Origin of the sequence: Pseudooceanicola aestuarii (genome assembly GCF_010614805.1) — a bacterium.
In the GTDB taxonomy this organism is placed as follows: Bacteria; Pseudomonadota; Alphaproteobacteria; order Rhodobacterales; family Rhodobacteraceae; genus Pseudooceanicola; species Pseudooceanicola aestuarii.
On record NZ_JAAFZC010000001.1, the window covers coordinates 1,054,166 to 1,070,246 of the forward strand.

The following is a 16,081-nucleotide window of genomic DNA, read 5'->3' on the forward strand; positions in this document are numbered from 1 at the left end:
CTTACGCTGCGGACTGAAACGACCTGCGTCCCGAAAGAAGAAGGTCGCGAATTTTTCGCCCCCCCTGGCCCGTGCCATGTCCTGCAGGCGTCAGCTTTCAGCGCGAACGGCCTCTGTCACCTCGGTCAACACGCGATCCAGAAGAGCAGTATCTTCCGCTTCTCCCATGACCCGGATCAAAGGTTCGGTGCCCGATTCGCGGATCAGCAACCGCCCCCCCTTGCCCAGAGTTTTCTGTGCCGCGTTGATCACCTCTTGTACCCGATCCGAGGTCAGGGGCGCCTTTCCGGTGGCATAGCGCACATTGATCAGTTGCTGCGGGACCTTGTCGAAAACCCGCGCCAGATCGCTAGCCCGACGGCCGGTTTCGACCATGGCTGACAGGAATTGCAGTGCCGCGATCAGCCCGTCGCCGGTGGTCGAGTAGTCGGACATCACGATATGTCCGGATTGCTCGCCCCCCAGGTTGAACCCGTCGGCCTGCATCCGCTCCACCACATACCGGTCGCCCACCGCCGTACGCTCGAGCGCGATCCCGCGCCCAGCCAGGTAACGCTCCAACCCCAGGTTCGACATGACTGTCGCCACCAGCGTGTTCTGGGCCAGTCGCCCCTCTTCGCCCCAACGTGACGCGATGAGCCCCATGATCTGATCGCCATCGGCAACCTGCCCACGTTCGTCGATCAAAGTCACACGATCTGCATCACCGTCAAGGCAGATCCCGATATCCGCCCGGGTTTCCCGCACTTTTTGCGCCGCAGTTGCCGGGTGGGTGGACCCGCAATCCTCGTTGATATTCAGGCCGTCGGGCTTCACCCCGATGGGGATCACCTCCGCGCCCAGCTCCCACAGGACGTCGGGCGCGGTCCGGTAGGCGGCACCGTTGGCGCAGTCCAAGACAATGCGCAAACCCTCCAATCGTTTACGCCTTGGAAAGGTCGTCTTGGCATATTCGACATAACGGCCGCGCGCATCCTCGAACCGCCGGGCGCGGCCGATATTCTCCGGGGCACAGGGGGCCACACCCTGCGCCATCAGCTCCTCGATCCGGCGTTCTGCCTCGTCGGACAATTTGAACCCGTCGGGTCCAAAGAACTTGATCCCGTTGTCTGCCGCAGGATTGTGGCTGGCCGAAATCATGACCCCGATATCCGCGCGCAGCGAATGGGTCAGGTATCCGATGGCCGGGGTCGGTACCGGGCCCAACAGGAAAACATTCATCCCCGTGGAGGTAAATCCGGCCGTCAGCGCGTTTTCCAGCATGTAGCCGGACAGCCGCGTATCCTTGCCGATCACCACGCGATGCTCCTGCTTGTCACGGCGGAAGTAGCGACCCGCCGCCGCGGCCAGGTTCAATGCGTTTTCCGCCGTCATGGGCCAGCTGTTCGCCCGTCCTCGTACGCCGTCGGTCCCGAAGAGTTTCCTGGCCATTTGACTGCCTTTTCAGATGCCGTTCTGGCTCATCTACCCGCTTGTGCGCAGGTGGATCAACCATCCTTCGCCTATTGCCATGATCCTGCGTTGAACGCTGCGGGACGGTTCCCTATCAAGGGAGCAAGCCACGTCAGGCCCGCCACCGGGCCACACAGGAGACATCCCATGACCAAGCCTGCCGCCACCGTGACCCCGAACACCTGGGAATTTCTGCGCGATCCGATGATCGCCCCCACCGGATTTCGCGAATATGACGCGCGCTGGAAATATCCCGATGAAATCAACCTGCCGGGCATGACCGCCCTGGGTCTGGGGCTGGGCACGCAGATGCGGCGGCGGGGCATCGCCCCGGTGATCGCAGTCGGCAACGACTATCGGGATTATTCACTGTCGATCAAGAATGCGCTGATGCTGGGCCTGATGCAGGCCGGTATCGCGGTAAAGGATATTGGCCCCGCCCTGTCGCCCATGGCCTATTTCGCACAGTTTCACCTTGACGTTCCAGCGGTGGCGATGGTCACAGCGTCTCACAACCCCAACGGGTGGACAGGGGTAAAGATGGGATTTGAGCGGCCCCTGACCCACGGCCCGGACGAGATGGCAGAACTGCGCGATATCGTTCTCTCGGGCACCGGGGAGGCCGCAGATGGCGGTTCCTATGAATTCGCCGATGGGGTTCGCGAAGCCTATCTTGATGATCTAGTTGGCGATTTCCGCATGACGCGCAAATTGAAAATCGTCTGCGCCACCGGCAACGGGACCGCGGGCGCCTTTGCCCCCGAGCTGTTCCGCCGGATCGGCGTCGAGGTCGTGGAAAGCCATGCAACCCCTGATTACACGTTCCCCCACTACAATCCCAACCCCGAGGCGATGGAGATGCTGCACGACATGTCCGCGACGCTGAAATCTTCGGGGGCGGATCTGGCCCTGGGGTTTGACGGCGATGGGGACCGGTGCGGCGTCGTCGATGACGAGGGAGAGGAGATTTTTGCCGACAAGGTCGGGGTCATCATGGCTCGGGATCTGTCGAAACTCTATCCCGGTGCCACTTTCGTGGCGGATGTCAAAAGCACCGGGCTGTTTGCCTCTGATCCGGAACTGCAGGCCGCCGGGGCCAAGGCCGACTACTGGAAAACCGGCCACAGCCACATGAAACGACGGGTCAAGGAACTGGGCGCGCTTGCCGGTTTCGAAAAGTCGGGGCACTACTTCCTGGCAGAACCGGTTGGCCGCGGCTACGACGACGGGATGCGCGTCGCGGTTGAGATCTGCAAGCTGATGGACCGCAATCCCGATCAGTCCATGTCCGATCTGCGCCGGGCCCTACCGCGTACATATTCGATGCCGACACTATCGCCTCATTGTCCGGATACCGAGAAATATCATACACTTGATCGCATCGTCGCCCGAATTTCCGCCCATGCCGCAGCGGGCGGGACCCTTGCAGGGCGCCCGATCAAGGAGGTGGTCACGGTGAACGGCGCACGGGTGATTCTCGACAATGGCAGCTGGGGCCTCGTGCGGGCCAGTTCCAACACGCCGAACCTCGTGGTGGTCTGTGAAAGCAGTGAAAGCGAGGCGGAACTGCGGCGCATTTTCGCCGAAATTGACGGTTTTTTGCGTATGGAATCCTCAGTCGGGGACTATGATCAGACATTCTGAACGTCGGATCTTTACCGGTTCGCAACCTCTTCTCGCCTAGGTTCAGGCGGGGCCAATCCTGGCCCCGTCACGACGAGAGGCATGATGACCTGGCGAAAACGGTTCATGGATGTGGTTCTGGCGTTGACCTTGGCAATGGTCCTGGCGCCACTGGCGTTGGGCATCGCGCTGGCCGTGCTGCTGCGGGACGGACGTCCCGTGTTTCATGTGTCGGAACGGATGGCGTCACCAAACCGGCGGTTTCGGCTGGTAAAGTTCCGAACGATGCGCCCGGACCCCGGGGATATCGGGGTCTGCGGTGGGGCCATGCGGGCGCGGATCACACCTTTGGGCGCAGGATTGCGACGTTCCCGCCTGGACGAGGTGCCGCAGCTCTGGAACATTTTGCGCGGGGACATGTCCTTTGTCGGGCCGCGCCCTCCGCTACCCGAATATGTCGATGCCTTTCCCGCGCTTTATGCCCGTGTCCTGCGAATGCGTCCGGGGCTGACGGGGTTGGGTACGCTGCTATGGCTCGACCGGGAGGCTGCACTTCTTTCCGGCGCCCGCACCGCTGGGGAGGCAGATCAGCTTTATCGACGGCATTGCCTGCCCGCCAAGGCGCGGCTGGACCTGATCCATGCCCGTCGTTGCGCATCGGGGCTGGATCTGTGGATCATGATCTGCACTGTGCTGCACCTATCCCCGCTGCCCTTGCGCGTGACGCCACGGCTGCGGCTTTCCACCCGTGCCCAGGCGGACGGGCACTTGAACCAGCCTAACACGCGGGCATCGCCCCGGGTGCAGCCGCATCTGATATCAACCAAAGGGGGGAGAGAAGAATGGTGCCGGTGATAGGACTCGAACCTACGACCCCATCATTACGAATGACGTGCTCTACCAGCTGAGCTACACCGGCATCCTTCTTCCGTCGTGGCCGCAACATGGCCGGACTGGTCACTACGCACCGCTGTCGCGGCCCTGTGGAGCGGGGCTATAACACCCCGCTCCGGGTTCGGAAAGATCTATTTTTCCCGTGCATCTTCCCGCGTCTGACCTTCCTCCGGTGGCAGGATTTCGGCGTCGGCCACCGATGTTTCCTCGGGTTCCGTCGTATGGCTTTCTGATGGGGGGTGCGGGTTCTCCTCCGGAGCCGGCGTGGCGGCATGAAGCGGGGCGGGAACGGGAGCGGCGTCATCAGGGCGTCCGACGATCAGGGGCAGCATCAGCTGCGACATCGGCGTCGACGTCTCAGCCGAAGGGGCGTCCCGCCAGGACAGCGTGTCGAATCCGCCGCAATTTTCGCAGACCGGCGCCCAATCGCCGTGGATATGATGGCAATTGTCACAGATCCATTGCGGCCCGCGCGGGGCCGTCACGGCACGCGCCAGCCAACCCTTGACGATGGCGTCGGAGGCCCCTTCACCCCGCTCGATCGCGGCCATGATTGTCAGGACGCGGGCGTCCGGCTGTTCGGTCACCAGGTCACCCAGAGCGCGGCGGGCGTCGGGGAAATGCTCCGCCGCGATCAGCAGCTCCGCATTGAGAAGCCGGGTCTCGCGGTGATCGGGATGCACCTTGGTCAACGCTGTGAACCGTTTCAACCGCTCCTCCGGGGTTTCCTCGGGAGCGAGAGCGGCGAAGGTGGCGGCCAGGTCGGGATGCGGCTGCGCCTCCCACGCCTTTTTCAGCACCCGCGTGGCGTAGCGCGGTTTGTCCTGGGTGATATAGGTCTCCGCCGCGAAAACGGCGGCGGGGATCAGGTCCGGGGAAAGGCGGTTGGCTTCGATCGCGGCTTCGCGAGCTTCGATGCCGGCGTCCTCGTCGATGACGTCGCGGGCGGCCGACAGGGCCAGGACGGCGTCGCGGCGGCGGTGCACGTCGCGGGGCAGGGTGCCGTGGCGCAGCTTGGCCTTCAAGGTGGCGCGCGCACCTTGCCAATCCCTCTGCTCCGCCTGGAGTTTCAGCAGCAGGTCCTGAACTTCCGCATGGGCGGGTTTCAGGGCAAAAGCCTTTTCCGCCAGCTTCATCGCCGTTTCGGTATCGCCATCGTCCAGTTTCTGCTTCAGCAGGCCGCGCACGCCGACAAACCGGGTCTTGTCCTCGGTCAGCAGACGTTTGTAGGCCTCCGCCGCCTTCTTCTTGTCGCCGGTCAGCTCTGCCGCCTGGGCGGTCAGCATGGTGGTCAGCTCTGGTCGATCCAGATAGCGATCGGCGCGCTGCGCCTTGGACAAGGCCAGCCGACCTTCGCCGGAGGCCAGGGCCATCATGCCCTCGCTCAGCGCCTGGAACCCTTTCTGTTCCCGATTTCTGTCAAAATAGCGGGACAGCGCGGTTTCGTCTCCATTGATGAAGCGCAGCAGCGCGATCAGCAGTCCGGCGAGTTTCAGAAGCAGCCAGATAACCACGACCAACAGCGTCAGCGCGATCACGGATTTCAGCAGGGTCAGGTTGTATTCATAGCCGCCAAAGGCGACGCGCACGCCGCCGTCAAGGTCCAGCAGGTAGCTGGCGCCAAGGGTGGCTGCGGCAACAAGGGCAACAAAAACAACGATTTTGACAAGTGACCAAAGCATCCGGGGCGTTCCTTACTTGGCATCCAGTTGAGAGGTCAGCGCCTCGGTTGCGGTCACGACGGCGAGGCGCGACCGGGCACGGTCCAGCCAGTCCTGCATCTGCGACAGGGCCGGATCCGGCAGGACCTCCACCTCCGCGACAGCAGTGTCCAAACGGCCCGATTGCAGGGCCGCCTCCGTCCGGGAGAGGATGGCATCGGGGTCGTCGCCATCGCGGGGGGACAGGGATCGCGCGCCCAGCTGGCTGCGCAGGAAATCCCCGAGCGAGGCCGGCCGCCCTTCGCCGCCGCGCACGGTGTTCAGCGCATCACGGGCGGCATCGGGAAAGGCGGCGCGCAGGCTGGCCATCGTGGCCACACCATTGTCTGCCGCATCCACCAGGGGTTGCGGGATCTCCACTCCGGCCTCCGCAAGGGTCTGCACCGGGCCGGTCAGCGCCGCGCCTTCGTCGATCGCACCGCGCAGGGCGACAAGGGCCGCGCGCTGCTGGGTCTGCTGCGAGGTTTCGGCCGCGTCTGCCTTGATCTGGCGGGCATCGGTGACGAGCGCCTCGACCTCCGCGCGCTGGTCGGACATGGCCTGTTGTAGCCGGGCCAGCTCTGCCTCGTAGGCGCGGATCGTCTCTGCGTCGGCGCCCTGCGAGATCGGGCGCTGTTCCACGGTTTCCAGCCGCGCGGTCAGCTCGTCCAGCCGAGCAGAGAGGGCGGCAGGGGCCTGTTCGGCGTCGGCCACCCGAGCGCTGAGCCCATCGAGGGCGGACAGGTCCGGCCCGGTTTCCACGGCCGCGCGCAGATCGTCGATCGCCGCTTGCTGTTCGGTCAGGCGCCGCTCCAGCTCGGCCTGCATGTCGGCGCCGCCGCCCAGCAGGGGCACACCTTGCGGGAACAGGATCACCGCCGCGCCAAAGCCGATGCAGGCAGCAACCACACCGCCCAGGACCGCCGGGCCAAAGCCGGAGCGGCGGGCGGGTTGGGCGGTGGCCTCCGGCTCTGCCGGGGGGGTGAGGTCCGGCGGAGACGTGGTTTCAGCCGCTTCGAATGCGCCTTTATCAGGGTCTATGTCAGTCTCTGTTTCAGGGAGTTGACCATCCGGAACGTCACCGGGGGTTTCGCCGGGATCCCCGGGGTGAACATCAGGCTGCGCACCCGCAGCGCGGGCGCCGGTGGGGTCGTCGCCGGTGGCGCGCGGCTCCACCGGGGGGCGGGTGTCGATCAGGTCTGTCGTGGACAGATCCTTGTCGGCCAGATCGTCGCGGGGCAGGTCAGCCGCCGGTGGCGCCGCGTCGCCGGTGGCGCGTGTCTCGTCCTTCGGCGTGGGGTCGGGCGGCGAGACCGCCGCGTCGCCCTTTGTCTTGTCGCTCACCTGTTCGCCACCCTCGGGCTTCGGTTTCCTGGCCACGCGCCTTCCCTCTCGATTCCGTCTACTGCGCAGGTGCAGCAATTCCTGTCTACCTGCCGCCTCGCCCGGCCTCAAGCTGACGGGCGGCGGCCAACAATCCCTTGATACAGGTCAACATCCCCGCCGAATCCGGCCGATCGGCGATCAGGCGCATTATGGCCGGGATGGCCTGGATCTCTTCTTCTAAACTGGGGCTGATTGCCCCGATAAAAAGGGGGGCGTCACCAATCCCGGCATCGCGGAAGAGTTTTGCCGATCTTGGCGAATAAAGTGGCACGACCACCGGGGTGCCACCGCCCAGCAGCGTCAGCGCGGCCGGAGTCAGCGCGATGGCGCGCTGGTCATACATCGCCACCCCCCGCGCATTCAGCCCCGCGCGGCACAGGCGCGCGGCGATATTGCCGCGATGGTGCGTGCCATGCACGTGCAGCAGCGGGGCGTCGGGCCTTGTGTCCAACAGAAGATGCAGCAGATCCTCTGCCCGGCCATTGGCCGATGTCGCCTGGTGGCCCATGTCCCGCGCCATGGCCCAGGTGTCATGACCCACGCAATAGCAGGGCAGGGGCGGCCCGCCCGCATCATGCCAGGCCCGCAGCCCGTTGCGCGAGGTGAAGATCAGGCGCGTGTCTGGGCCTGCCTCTGCCGTGGTGCCGGTAAAGCGGATGCGCTGAAGGGGCGAAACCTCGACATGGACCCCGCGCAGATCCCTGCGCAGGAGGCTGGCCAATCTTGACGCATCCGGTTCCGGCCGGGTCAGAAGGATCGCCGTCATCGCTGTCCCGACATAGTTGTCCACATCTGCTTCCGGTGTTACCTGCCAGAGGTTCCCTGCGCAACGGATCCCTGAATGAACGGCAAGCTGACGATACTCGGGCTGGAAAGCAGCTGTGACGACACCGCCGCCGCGATCCTGACCCGGGAGGGCGCCCGCAGCCGGGCGCGGATCCTGTCCTCGGTGGTCAGCGGGCAGGCGGCGTTGCACGCGCCTTTTGGCGGGGTGGTGCCCGAGATCGCGGCCCGCGCCCATGCGGAGAAGCTGGATGGTTGCGTCCGCCGGGCCCTGACGGAGGCCGACGTGACGCTGGACGCGGTGGATGCCGTGGCCGTCACCGCCGGGCCGGGACTGATCGGCGGCGTTCTGTCCGGCGTCATGTGCGCCAAGGCGATCGCCGCCGCGCGCGGGCTGCCCCTGATCGGGGTGAACCACCTCGCCGGGCACGCGCTGACGCCGCGGCTGACCGATGGCCTGGCCTATCCCTACCTGATTTTGCTGGTCTCTGGCGGGCATTGCCAGTTCCTGCTGGTACGCGGCGCGCAGGCGTTCACCCGCCTGGGCGGCACGATCGACGACGCCCCGGGAGAGGCCTTTGACAAAGTCGCGCGCCTGCTGGCCCTTCCGCAGCCCGGTGGCCCGGCGGTCGAGGCCGAGGCCGGCACCGGCGATCCGGCCCGTTTTGCCCTGCCACGTCCGTTGCTGGACCGGCCCGGATGCGACATGTCGTTTTCGGGGCTTAAAACCGCCGTGCTGCGGGCGCGGGACGGGGTGATGCAGGACAACAGCCTGCGGGCGGGCGATCGCGCCGATCTGTGCGCAGGGTTCCAGGCTGCTGTTTGCGACGTGCTGGTGGAAAAGACCCGGCGCGCGCTGGATCTCTATCTGGCGGAGGCCCCGGCCACACCCGCGCTGGCCGTGGCGGGCGGTGTCGCGGCCAACCAGGCGATCCGGGGCGGGCTGGCCGATCTTTGCGCCGCGCGGGGAGTGGAATTCGTGGCACCGCCGCTGAAACTCTGTACCGACAACGCGGCGATGATCGCGTATGCAGGGATGGAGTTGTTCGACGCCGGGCAGCGCGACGGCATGGATCTGGCTGCCCGTCCGCGCTGGCCGCTGGACGGGGCTGCACCGGGCATGCTGGGCAGCGGGAAAAAGGGGGCAAAGGCATGATCTCCATCCTGGGTGCAGGGGCGTTTGGCGCCGGGCTCGCCATTTCCTTTGCCCGGACAGGCGGGGCCGTGACCCTTTGGGCGCGGGACGCGGCAGCAGTGGCCAGGATGCGCGACACGCGGGCGGTGCCGCGCCTGTCGGGCGTTGTCCTGCCCGCCAGCATCACCGTCACCGACCGGATCGCGGACCTGCCCCAGGACGGGCCGGTCCTGCTGGCCGTGCCGATGCAGAAACTGCGCGCATTGCTGACCACCCATGCCGATGCGCTGCGCGGTCGGGTTCTGGTGGCCTGTTGCAAGGGCATCGAATTGTCCACCGGCAAACGGCCGTCGGAGATCGTCGACGAATGCGTTGCGGATGCGACCTTTGCCATGCTGACCGGCCCCAGCTTTGCCGCCGATATCGCGCGGGGACTGCCCACCGCTCTGACGCTGGCCTGTGCCGATGCCGATTGCGGGGCCGACTTGCAGCAGCGGCTGACGGCGCGCAACCTTCGGCTTTATCGCACGGCGGATGTCACGGGGGCAGAGCTGGGCGGCGCGCTGAAGAACGTGATGGCCATCGCCTGCGGTGCCGCCATGGGCGCGCGGCTGGGCGAAAGTGCCCGCGCCGCCCTGATGACCCGCGGCTATGCCGAGATGCAGCGCATGGCCCTGCACCTTGGCGCCGAGCCGACAACGCTGGCCGGGCTGGCCGGGTTCGGCGATCTGACCCTGACCTGCACGTCGGAGCAATCGCGCAACTACCGCTTCGGCCGTGCCCTGGGTCGGGACGAGGGGTTCGACGACGCCATTACGGTCGAGGGCGCCGCCACATCGCGCGCGGTGCTGGACCTGGCCGGAGCCCGCGGGCTGGACATGCCGATCACCGAGGTCGTCGCCGCGCTGTGCCAACGCACCATTTCCATCGAGGACGCCATGGGGCGTCTGCTCAATCGCCCACTCAAGGAGGAATGAACATGCTTGTCGCACTTCACGCCAAGGACAAACCCGGTGCGCTTTCGATCCGCAAGGACAACCGGGACGCCCACCTGGCCTATCTCAAGGACACTGGCGTCGTCGCCATGGCTGGCCCGCTGTTGGACGCCGACGGTGCCATGTGCGGATCGCTGGTGGTGCTGGACGTGGCAGACCTGGCCGCCGCGCAGGAATGGGTGGTCGGCGATCCCTACAGCCGCGCGGGCCTGTTTTCCGAAGTATCGCTGCTGCCCTGGAACAAGGTTATCGGCTGATGCGCTACTGGTTGTTCAAATCCGAACCCTCGACCTGGAGTTGGGACAACCAGGTCGCCAAGGGCCGCCAAGGCGAGGAATGGGACGGAGTGCGCAATTACCAGGCCCGCAACTTCATGCGGGAGATGGCCCTGGGCGACCGGGGCTTCTTCTACCACTCGCAAAAGGACCGGGAGGTCGTCGGCCTGGTGGAGGTCTGCGCCACCTCCCATCCCGACAGCACCACCGAAGACGCGCGGTGGGACTGCGTGGATATCCGGGCGCTGAAACCGATGGCGCGACCCGTCGCGCTGGACGCGATCAAGGCCAATTCCGACCTGGCCGAGATGATCCTGGTGCGCAACTCGCGCCTGTCGGTCCAGCCGGTCACGCCGCAGGAATGGCAGATCATCTGCCAGATGGGCGCGACGGACCCATCCTGATTTCAGGAAAATTTCACCTTTGGACGGCAGGGTGCCTTGGGGCATCCTGTCGTCACGGGCGCCGGTGCCCGACGGATGACAGAAGACGGGAAAGAAGATGGGTTTGATCGCAGTGATTGTCGCGGCAGCGGCGGGATTCGGAATGGGCGCGGCCTGGTACATGACATTGGCCAATCCGTGGATGGCGGCGGCGGGAATTGCGCGCGGTCCGGATGGCAAACCGGCGGAAGGGGACAGCCCCTTGCCCTATGTCGTCTCGGCCATCGCGATGATCCTGGTGGCCGGGATGATGCGGCACATGTTCGCCATGGCAGGCATCACCGGCGCCGGAAAGGGGCTGGTGTCCGGCCTGGGCATCGGTCTGTTCTTCATCGCGCCCTGGATCGCGATGAACACCGCCTATGCCGGGCGCCCGGCCAAGCTGGCATTGATCGACGGCGGCTATGCGGTTGCGGGCTGTGGCGTGATCGGCCTGGTTCTGGGCCTGTTCGCCTGATCCGCGTCGGGGCGCGGCGCCGTCGATATCAGACCGCGCCGGTATACAACAGAAAACCTGCGGTCGGGCCCCACCCCGACCGCAGGTCGCGCAACATCCGGTTGCGGCTGTTTTCCACGGGATGTCGGTCGGCGCCGGTCTCCCGTGGTCCCCATGTGCTCCCTTACCACCACACATGAAACGCGTGGCGCGACCTGTGCCGCGCCGTGAATGCAGATTTGCACACATCCGCCATTGCATCAATGTGGTACTAGTTCGGATTTTATGGAAAACGCCGCGTCAACCACGGCGCACGGTTCAGCCGTAGACGCTTTCCTTGCCGAAATGTTTGGTCAGCATGTAGTAGACGACGGCGCGATACTTGTTCCGCTCGGACTTGCCGTAGGTTTCGATCACCGCGTCGATGCCGGACATCAGTTCGGGCCCGTCGCTCAGCCCCAGCTTCTTGATCAGGAAATTGGTCTTGACCGTCTCCAGCTCCGCCGGCTGGCTGGACGCCACGGTGGAGGCGTCGTCGTTGTAGATCGACGGGCCGCAGCCGATCGTCACTTTCGTCAACAGATCCATGTCCGGCGTCATGCCGCACTTGGTTTTCAGATCTTCGGCGTATTTGGCGATCAGATCGTCACGCTTGCCCATGAGGTGTCTCCAGCTTTTCCAGTCTGTCGCCCGCGATCACGGGCTGGGAAAAGACTACTCAGGGACAGCCACAGGTCAAAGCCTCAATTGCCCACGCCCGAGAGAGGCACTGGCGGCGGCTCACTCCGCCGTCAGAAGCCCCGTTAGCGCGGCAAGGGACATCGCGCCAGGTTGCGCCCCGTCCCGGACCAGACGGGCGGACAGGCGTTGCGCGGCGGCGTTCATCGGCGCGGCGATCCCGGCCTGGCGGGCGATCAGCGCAATCTCGCCATTCAGGAAGTCCGTCTCGACCGAGCCGGTGCCTCGCGCCAGGCTCTGCGAGGTGGAGGTACCGACCCGCGCGGCGCCATCCACCGGACGTTGCTGCACGAATTCCTTGCGACGCGGATCGCTGCCGCCGACCTCCCGCCAGGGGATGCCCGCCGCACGCAGCACCTGCCGCCCCTCGTCGCGGATGCGGTCGGACAGATCGCCCGTCGCCACCCCGGCGCCCAGGGCAGCGTCGATGATATTGTTGAGGTTCAGCAACAGCTTGCCATACTTGCTGTCCATCACACAATCCTGGACAAAGCTTTTCACCCCGGCCGCATCCAGCGCCGTGGCCAGAGCCGTGTCGGCGTGATCATGCCCCGAGGGGTAGCGGCCGATGTCAAACATCCCCAGTTTCGGCGTGGCGCTGCACACGACCTGCCCCGGCTCCACGAAGGAGGAGGGCATCATCACGCAGATCCCGTGCACATTGGGAAAGATCCGCGCGGCCATCGCCTCGTTCGCGACACCATTCTGGGCGCAGAAGATCGGCTGATTGTCGACCCCGGCGGCGCGCAGATCCTGCAACGCGGCCATGGTGTCCTGCGACTTCATGGTCAGCAGGATCGCGTCATCGGGGGCAAAGTCGATGTCGGACGGGGCGGCAACGCAATCGAACCGGGCGTGGATCACCCGATCCGGGCTGCGCAGTGTCAGCCCGTCTTTGCGGATCGCGTCCAGCTGCCGGCCCCGCGCGATGCCGATGACGGGAAAGCCCGCATCCGCCAGCGCCGCGGCCAATGTGCCGCCGATCGCCCCTACGCCATAAACGACGACCCGCATCAGTAGCGGTAATGTTCGGGCTTGAACGGGCCTTCGGGCGTGACGCCGATATAGGAGGCCTGTTCCGGCGCCAGTTTCGTCAGCTTCACCCCGATACGATCCAGATGCAGGCGGGCGACCTTCTCGTCCAGATGCTTGGGCAGGATGTAGACCTGGTTGTCGTATTCATCGCCCTTGGTCCACAGCTCGATCTGGGCGAGCACCTGGTTGGTGAACGAGGCGGACATGACAAAGCTGGGATGGCCGGTGGCATTGCCCAGGTTCAGCAGCCGTCCCTCGGACAGCAGGATGATGCGATTGCCGGAGGGCATCTCGATCATGTCCACCTGGTCCTTGATATTGGTCCATTTGTGGTTCTTCAGGTGGGCCACCTGAATTTCGTTGTCGAAATGGCCGATGTTGCCGACGATGGCCATGTCCTTCATCGCGCGCATATGCTCGATCCGGATGACATCCTTGTTGCCGGTGGTGGTGATGAAGATGTCGGCGCTGTCGGCCACGTCTTCCAGCGTCACGACCTCGAACCCGTCCATGGCGGCCTGAAGCGCACAGATCGGATCGACCTCCGTCACCTTGACCCGCGCCCCGGCACCACGCAACGACGCGGCCGAGCCTTTGCCGACATCGCCATAGCCGCAGACCACGGCGACCTTGCCCGCCATCATCGTATCGGTGGCGCGGCGGATGCCGTCCACCAGCGATTCCTTGCAGCCGTATTTGTTGTCGAATTTCGACTTGGTCACGCTGTCATTGACGTTGATCGCCGGGAAGGGCAGGCGGCCGTCGCGGACCAGCTCGTACAGGCGATGCACGCCGGTGGTGGTTTCCTCCGACACGCCCTTGATCTGATCGCGCATCTTGGTGAACCAACCGGGACTTTGTGCCATACGGGCCTTGATCTGGGCCTGAATCGCCTCTTCCTCCTCGGAGGTGGGGACGCCGAAATCTTCGCCGCCCTCGATCCGGGCGCCCAGCAGGATGTACAGCGTCGCGTCGCCACCATCGTCCAGGATCAGGTTCGGCCCGTCGGCAAACTGGAAAGACCGGTCCAGATAGTCCCAATGTTCCGTCAGGGTCTGGCCCTTGATGGCAAAGACCGGAACGCCCGCCTCGGCAATCGCGGCGGCGGCGTGGTCCTGGGTGGAGAAGATGTTGCACGAAGCCCAGCGCACGTCGGCGCCCAGCGCCACCAGAGTTTCGATCAGGACGGCGGTCTGGATCGTCATGTGCAGCGACCCGACGATGCGCGCGCCCGACAGCGGCTTGGCCGTGCCGTATTCGTCGCGCAGGGCCATCAGGCCGGGCATCTCCGTCTCGGCGATGTCCAGTTCCTTGCGGCCAAAGGCGGCGAGGGCAATATCCTTGACGATGTAATCGGCGGCCATGTGGCATCTCCCCGGGTGTCTGGTGGTGACGGCGGGATAGCACCTGCTTTCCCGCTCGACAATCGCTGCGGGGCCTTTGTAGGTAGGCCCCGTGACGAAGAGGTGAACGATCGATGGCACAGGCGCGGGCATGGCAGCGGATGCTTTCGGGGCGCAGGCTGGACCTGTTGGACCCGACCCCGGTGGATATCGAGATCGAGGATATCGCCCACGGGCTGGCCTTTGTCGCGCGATGGAACGGGCAGACGCGCGGCGATTTCCCCTATTCCGTGGCCGAACATTCCCTTCTGGTGGAGGCGATCTTTGGCCGGCTGCACCCCCGCGCGGGCGCGACGGCCCGGTTGACGGCGCTGCTGCATGACGCGCCGGAATACGTGATCGGCGACATGATTTCCCCGGTCAAGGCCGCCGTCGGTCCCGATTACGGCAAGTTGGACGACCGGCTGTCGGCGGCGATCCACATCCGGTTCGGCCTCCCGGCCCTGACGCCCAAGCGGCTGAAACAACAGATCAAGAAGGCCGACAGGGTCAGCGCCTGGATGGAGGCGACGCAAATCGCCGGCTTCACCGAAAGCGAGGCGACGAAATTCTTCGGCCGGCCCGATGGTGCGCTGATCGCGGGGCTGGATATCTCCCTGCGGGCTCCGGTGGCGGTGCGGGAGGATTTCACTGCGCGACATGCCGCACTGCTGGAGCAATTGCCATGATCCACATCCGCCGCGCCGGGCCGCTGGACGCCCGCCCCATGGCCGAATTGCTGAACGAGATCATCGCGGAGGGCAGCACCACCGCCATGACCGATCCGGTCTCCGGCCCCGATATCGCCGCGAAGATGCGGGCCGATGCGCGCTGTATCTGGCATGTCGCCGAGGATGCGCAGGGCCGGATCATGGGGTTCCAATATGTCGAACCCCACCGCGCCCATGGCCCCGATGTCGCGAGCATCGCAACCTTTTCCCGGCAGGGGCACACCGGCCTGGGCATCGGCTCGCGCCTGTTCGCGGCAACGGAAGGCGCTGCGCGCGCGGCGGGATACGCCTGGATCGACGCGGAAATCCGCGCCGACAATATCGGTGGGCTGGCCTATTACCAAAGCCGCGGCTTCGAGGATTACGGCCGCAAGGAGGGTTACCGCCTGGGCGACGGTCGCGTGGTGGACAAGGTGCTGAAGCGCTGCGACCTCTGACAGGTCGGGCGTCTTCCGCGAGCCGGCCGTGCGGCCCCGTTCAGCGGGGGGACCGTTTGGCCAGGATGCGCTGCAACGTGCGGCGGTGCATGTTCAGACGGCGGGCGGTCTCGCTGACGTTGCGGTCGCACAGCTCGTAGACGCGCTGGATATGTTCCCAACGTACGCGATCCGCGCTCATCGGGTTTTCCGGCGGCGGGGGCAATTCGTCGCCGCGCGCCAGAAGGGCGTTGATGATGTCATTGGCGTCGGCGGGTTTGGACAGGTAATCGGTGGCGCCGATCTTGACTGCCGCGACGGCGGTGGCGATGGCGCCGTAGCCGGTCAGGACGACGACGCGGCAATCGGGCCGCTTCTCGCGCAGGACTTCCACCACGTCCAGGCCGTTGCCGTCCTCCAGCCGCAGGTCGCAGACGGCATAGGCGGGGGGCCGGGCGGTGGCGATGGCACGACCCGCCGCAACGGAGCCTGCGGTTTCCACGTCAAAGCCACGTTTCTCCATCGCCTTGGCCAGGCGGCGCAGGAACGGCTCGTCATCGTCGATGAGAAGCAGGCTTCGGTCCTCACCCAGATCGATCTCGTCGCTCATGGCTTCTCCTTTGCGCTGGCCCGCAGGCCCTTCTGTCTTAGGTCCAC

At 65.5% G+C, this 16,081-nt stretch carries 17 protein-coding genes and 1 tRNA gene; 9 read left to right on the forward strand and 9 right to left on the reverse strand.

Going from position 1 to position 16,081, the window contains the following annotated elements; genetic code table 11:
- Nucleotides 1-90: 90 nt before the first annotated feature.
- A complete protein-coding gene (gene glmM, locus G5A46_RS04900) occupies nucleotides 91-1,431 on the reverse strand; it encodes a phosphoglucosamine mutase (RefSeq protein ID WP_163847826.1) in 1,341 nt (446 codons plus the stop codon).
- Nucleotides 1,432-1,599: 168 nt separating this feature from the next.
- On the opposite strand from glmM, the gene G5A46_RS04905 reads away from it, so the two are divergent.
- Both G5A46_RS04905 and G5A46_RS04910 read left to right on the forward strand, forming a co-directional pair.
- On the forward strand, nucleotides 1,600-3,096 hold the full coding sequence (locus G5A46_RS04905; RefSeq protein ID WP_163847828.1) for a phosphomannomutase/phosphoglucomutase: 1,497 nt from the start codon (nucleotides 1,600-1,602) through the stop codon (nucleotides 3,094-3,096).
- A gap of 84 nt (nucleotides 3,097-3,180) precedes the next feature.
- Nucleotides 3,181-3,930, forward strand: a complete 750-nt coding sequence (locus G5A46_RS04910) for a sugar transferase (RefSeq protein ID WP_163847831.1) — start codon at nucleotides 3,181-3,183, stop codon at nucleotides 3,928-3,930.
- Here G5A46_RS04910 and G5A46_RS04915 read toward each other — a convergent pair.
- From G5A46_RS04915 to G5A46_RS04930, 4 genes are all read right to left on the reverse strand, one after another.
- Nucleotides 3,919-3,994, reverse strand: a tRNA-Thr gene (locus G5A46_RS04915). The genes G5A46_RS04910 and G5A46_RS04915 overlap by 12 nt on opposite strands.
- A 106-nt stretch (nucleotides 3,995-4,100) precedes the next feature.
- Nucleotides 4,101-5,651, reverse strand: coding sequence for a heme biosynthesis protein HemY (locus G5A46_RS04920; RefSeq protein WP_163847833.1), 1,551 nt, complete (start codon nucleotides 5,649-5,651; stop codon nucleotides 4,101-4,103).
- Between the two features lie 12 nt (nucleotides 5,652-5,663).
- Complete coding sequence (locus G5A46_RS04925) at nucleotides 5,664-7,049, reverse strand: mitofilin family membrane protein (protein WP_163847835.1); 1,386 nt, start codon at nucleotides 7,047-7,049, stop codon at nucleotides 5,664-5,666.
- A gap of 49 nt (nucleotides 7,050-7,098) precedes the next feature.
- Nucleotides 7,099-7,845, reverse strand: a complete 747-nt coding sequence (locus tag G5A46_RS04930) for a uroporphyrinogen-III synthase (protein WP_163847837.1) — start codon at nucleotides 7,843-7,845, stop codon at nucleotides 7,099-7,101.
- Between the two features lie 51 nt (nucleotides 7,846-7,896).
- Between G5A46_RS04930 and tsaD the strand changes: the two genes are divergently transcribed.
- The 5 genes from tsaD (at nucleotide 7,897) to G5A46_RS04955 (ending at nucleotide 11,143) form a co-directional block, all read left to right on the forward strand.
- Nucleotides 7,897-8,994: a tRNA (adenosine(37)-N6)-threonylcarbamoyltransferase complex transferase subunit TsaD gene (gene tsaD / locus G5A46_RS04935; RefSeq protein WP_163847839.1), complete on the forward strand. Its 1,098-nt coding sequence runs from the start codon at nucleotides 7,897-7,899 to the stop codon at nucleotides 8,992-8,994.
- The gene (locus G5A46_RS04940) at nucleotides 8,991-9,950 is read left to right on the forward strand and encodes an NAD(P)H-dependent glycerol-3-phosphate dehydrogenase (protein ID WP_163847840.1); all 960 of its coding nucleotides are present in this window, start codon (nucleotides 8,991-8,993) and stop codon (nucleotides 9,948-9,950) included. The genes tsaD and G5A46_RS04940 overlap by 4 nt, the downstream gene beginning before the upstream one ends.
- A 2-nt stretch (nucleotides 9,951-9,952) precedes the next feature.
- Nucleotides 9,953-10,225, forward strand: a complete 273-nt coding sequence (locus G5A46_RS04945; protein ID WP_163847842.1) for a YciI family protein — start codon at nucleotides 9,953-9,955, stop codon at nucleotides 10,223-10,225.
- Nucleotides 10,225-10,647 (forward strand): EVE domain-containing protein, encoded by a 423-nt coding sequence (locus G5A46_RS04950; protein WP_163847844.1) that lies wholly within the window; start codon nucleotides 10,225-10,227, stop codon nucleotides 10,645-10,647. Before G5A46_RS04945 ends, G5A46_RS04950 begins: the two co-directional genes overlap by 1 nt.
- Before the next feature lie 97 nt (nucleotides 10,648-10,744).
- Nucleotides 10,745-11,143 carry a DUF1761 domain-containing protein gene (locus G5A46_RS04955; RefSeq protein ID WP_163847847.1) on the forward strand — a complete coding sequence of 133 codons (399 nt, stop codon included), beginning with the start codon at nucleotides 10,745-10,747 and terminating at the stop codon, nucleotides 11,141-11,143.
- Nucleotides 11,144-11,440: 297 nt separating this feature from the next.
- Here the strand turns inward: G5A46_RS04955 and G5A46_RS04960 are convergent, their stop codons facing one another.
- The 3 genes from G5A46_RS04960 to ahcY all read right to left on the reverse strand — a co-directional run bounded on the left by G5A46_RS04960 (nucleotide 11,441) and on the right by ahcY (nucleotide 14,259).
- A complete protein-coding gene (locus G5A46_RS04960; RefSeq protein WP_163847849.1) occupies nucleotides 11,441-11,782 on the reverse strand; it encodes a DUF2853 family protein in 342 nt (113 codons plus the stop codon).
- A 120-nt stretch (nucleotides 11,783-11,902) separates the two neighbouring features.
- A complete protein-coding gene (locus G5A46_RS04965) occupies nucleotides 11,903-12,874 on the reverse strand; it encodes a ketopantoate reductase family protein (protein WP_163847851.1) in 972 nt (323 codons plus the stop codon).
- Nucleotides 12,874-14,259, reverse strand: a complete 1,386-nt coding sequence (gene ahcY / locus G5A46_RS04970; RefSeq protein WP_163847853.1) for an adenosylhomocysteinase — start codon at nucleotides 14,257-14,259, stop codon at nucleotides 12,874-12,876. The genes G5A46_RS04965 and ahcY overlap by 1 nt, the downstream gene beginning before the upstream one ends.
- Nucleotides 14,260-14,372: 113 nt before the next feature.
- On the opposite strand from ahcY, the gene G5A46_RS04975 reads away from it, so the two are divergent.
- A complete protein-coding gene (locus tag G5A46_RS04975) occupies nucleotides 14,373-14,966 on the forward strand; it encodes an HD domain-containing protein (protein ID WP_163847855.1) in 594 nt (197 codons plus the stop codon).
- Nucleotides 14,963-15,445 (forward strand): GNAT family N-acetyltransferase, encoded by a 483-nt coding sequence (locus tag G5A46_RS04980; protein WP_163847857.1) that lies wholly within the window; start codon nucleotides 14,963-14,965, stop codon nucleotides 15,443-15,445. The genes G5A46_RS04975 and G5A46_RS04980 overlap by 4 nt, the downstream gene beginning before the upstream one ends.
- A 40-nt stretch (nucleotides 15,446-15,485) precedes the next feature.
- On the opposite strand, the gene G5A46_RS04985 is transcribed toward G5A46_RS04980, so the two are convergent.
- Nucleotides 15,486-16,034: an ActR/PrrA/RegA family redox response regulator transcription factor gene (locus G5A46_RS04985; protein WP_163847859.1), complete on the reverse strand. Its 549-nt coding sequence runs from the start codon at nucleotides 16,032-16,034 to the stop codon at nucleotides 15,486-15,488.
- Between the last annotated feature and the right edge of the window lie 47 nt (nucleotides 16,035-16,081).

Excerpts from the sequence above, each read along its gene's own strand:
- glmM (WP_163847826.1), bottom strand. The coding sequence starts at position 1,431 with ATGGCCAGGAAACTCTTCGGGACCGACGGCGTACGAGGACGGGCGAAC.
- G5A46_RS04905 (WP_163847828.1), top strand. The coding sequence starts at position 1,600 with ATGACCAAGCCTGCCGCCACCGTGACCCCGAACACCTGGGAATTTCTG.
- G5A46_RS04910 (WP_163847831.1), top strand. The coding sequence starts at position 3,181 with ATGACCTGGCGAAAACGGTTCATGGATGTGGTTCTGGCGTTGACCTTG.
- G5A46_RS04920 (WP_163847833.1), bottom strand. The coding sequence starts at position 5,651 with ATGCTTTGGTCACTTGTCAAAATCGTTGTTTTTGTTGCCCTTGTTGCC.
- tsaD (WP_163847839.1), top strand. The coding sequence starts at position 7,897 with ATGAACGGCAAGCTGACGATACTCGGGCTGGAAAGCAGCTGTGACGAC.
- G5A46_RS04940 (WP_163847840.1), top strand. The coding sequence starts at position 8,991 with ATGATCTCCATCCTGGGTGCAGGGGCGTTTGGCGCCGGGCTCGCCATT.
- G5A46_RS04945 (WP_163847842.1), top strand. The coding sequence starts at position 9,953 with ATGCTTGTCGCACTTCACGCCAAGGACAAACCCGGTGCGCTTTCGATC.
- G5A46_RS04950 (WP_163847844.1), top strand. The coding sequence starts at position 10,225 with ATGCGCTACTGGTTGTTCAAATCCGAACCCTCGACCTGGAGTTGGGAC.
- G5A46_RS04955 (WP_163847847.1), top strand. The coding sequence starts at position 10,745 with ATGGGTTTGATCGCAGTGATTGTCGCGGCAGCGGCGGGATTCGGAATG.
- G5A46_RS04960 (WP_163847849.1), bottom strand. The coding sequence starts at position 11,782 with ATGGGCAAGCGTGACGATCTGATCGCCAAATACGCCGAAGATCTGAAA.
- G5A46_RS04965 (WP_163847851.1), bottom strand. The coding sequence starts at position 12,874 with ATGCGGGTCGTCGTTTATGGCGTAGGGGCGATCGGCGGCACATTGGCC.
- ahcY (WP_163847853.1), bottom strand. The coding sequence starts at position 14,259 with ATGGCCGCCGATTACATCGTCAAGGATATTGCCCTCGCCGCCTTTGGC.
- G5A46_RS04975 (WP_163847855.1), top strand. The coding sequence starts at position 14,373 with ATGGCACAGGCGCGGGCATGGCAGCGGATGCTTTCGGGGCGCAGGCTG.
- G5A46_RS04980 (WP_163847857.1), top strand. The coding sequence starts at position 14,963 with ATGATCCACATCCGCCGCGCCGGGCCGCTGGACGCCCGCCCCATGGCC.
- G5A46_RS04985 (WP_163847859.1), bottom strand. The coding sequence starts at position 16,034 with ATGAGCGACGAGATCGATCTGGGTGAGGACCGAAGCCTGCTTCTCATC.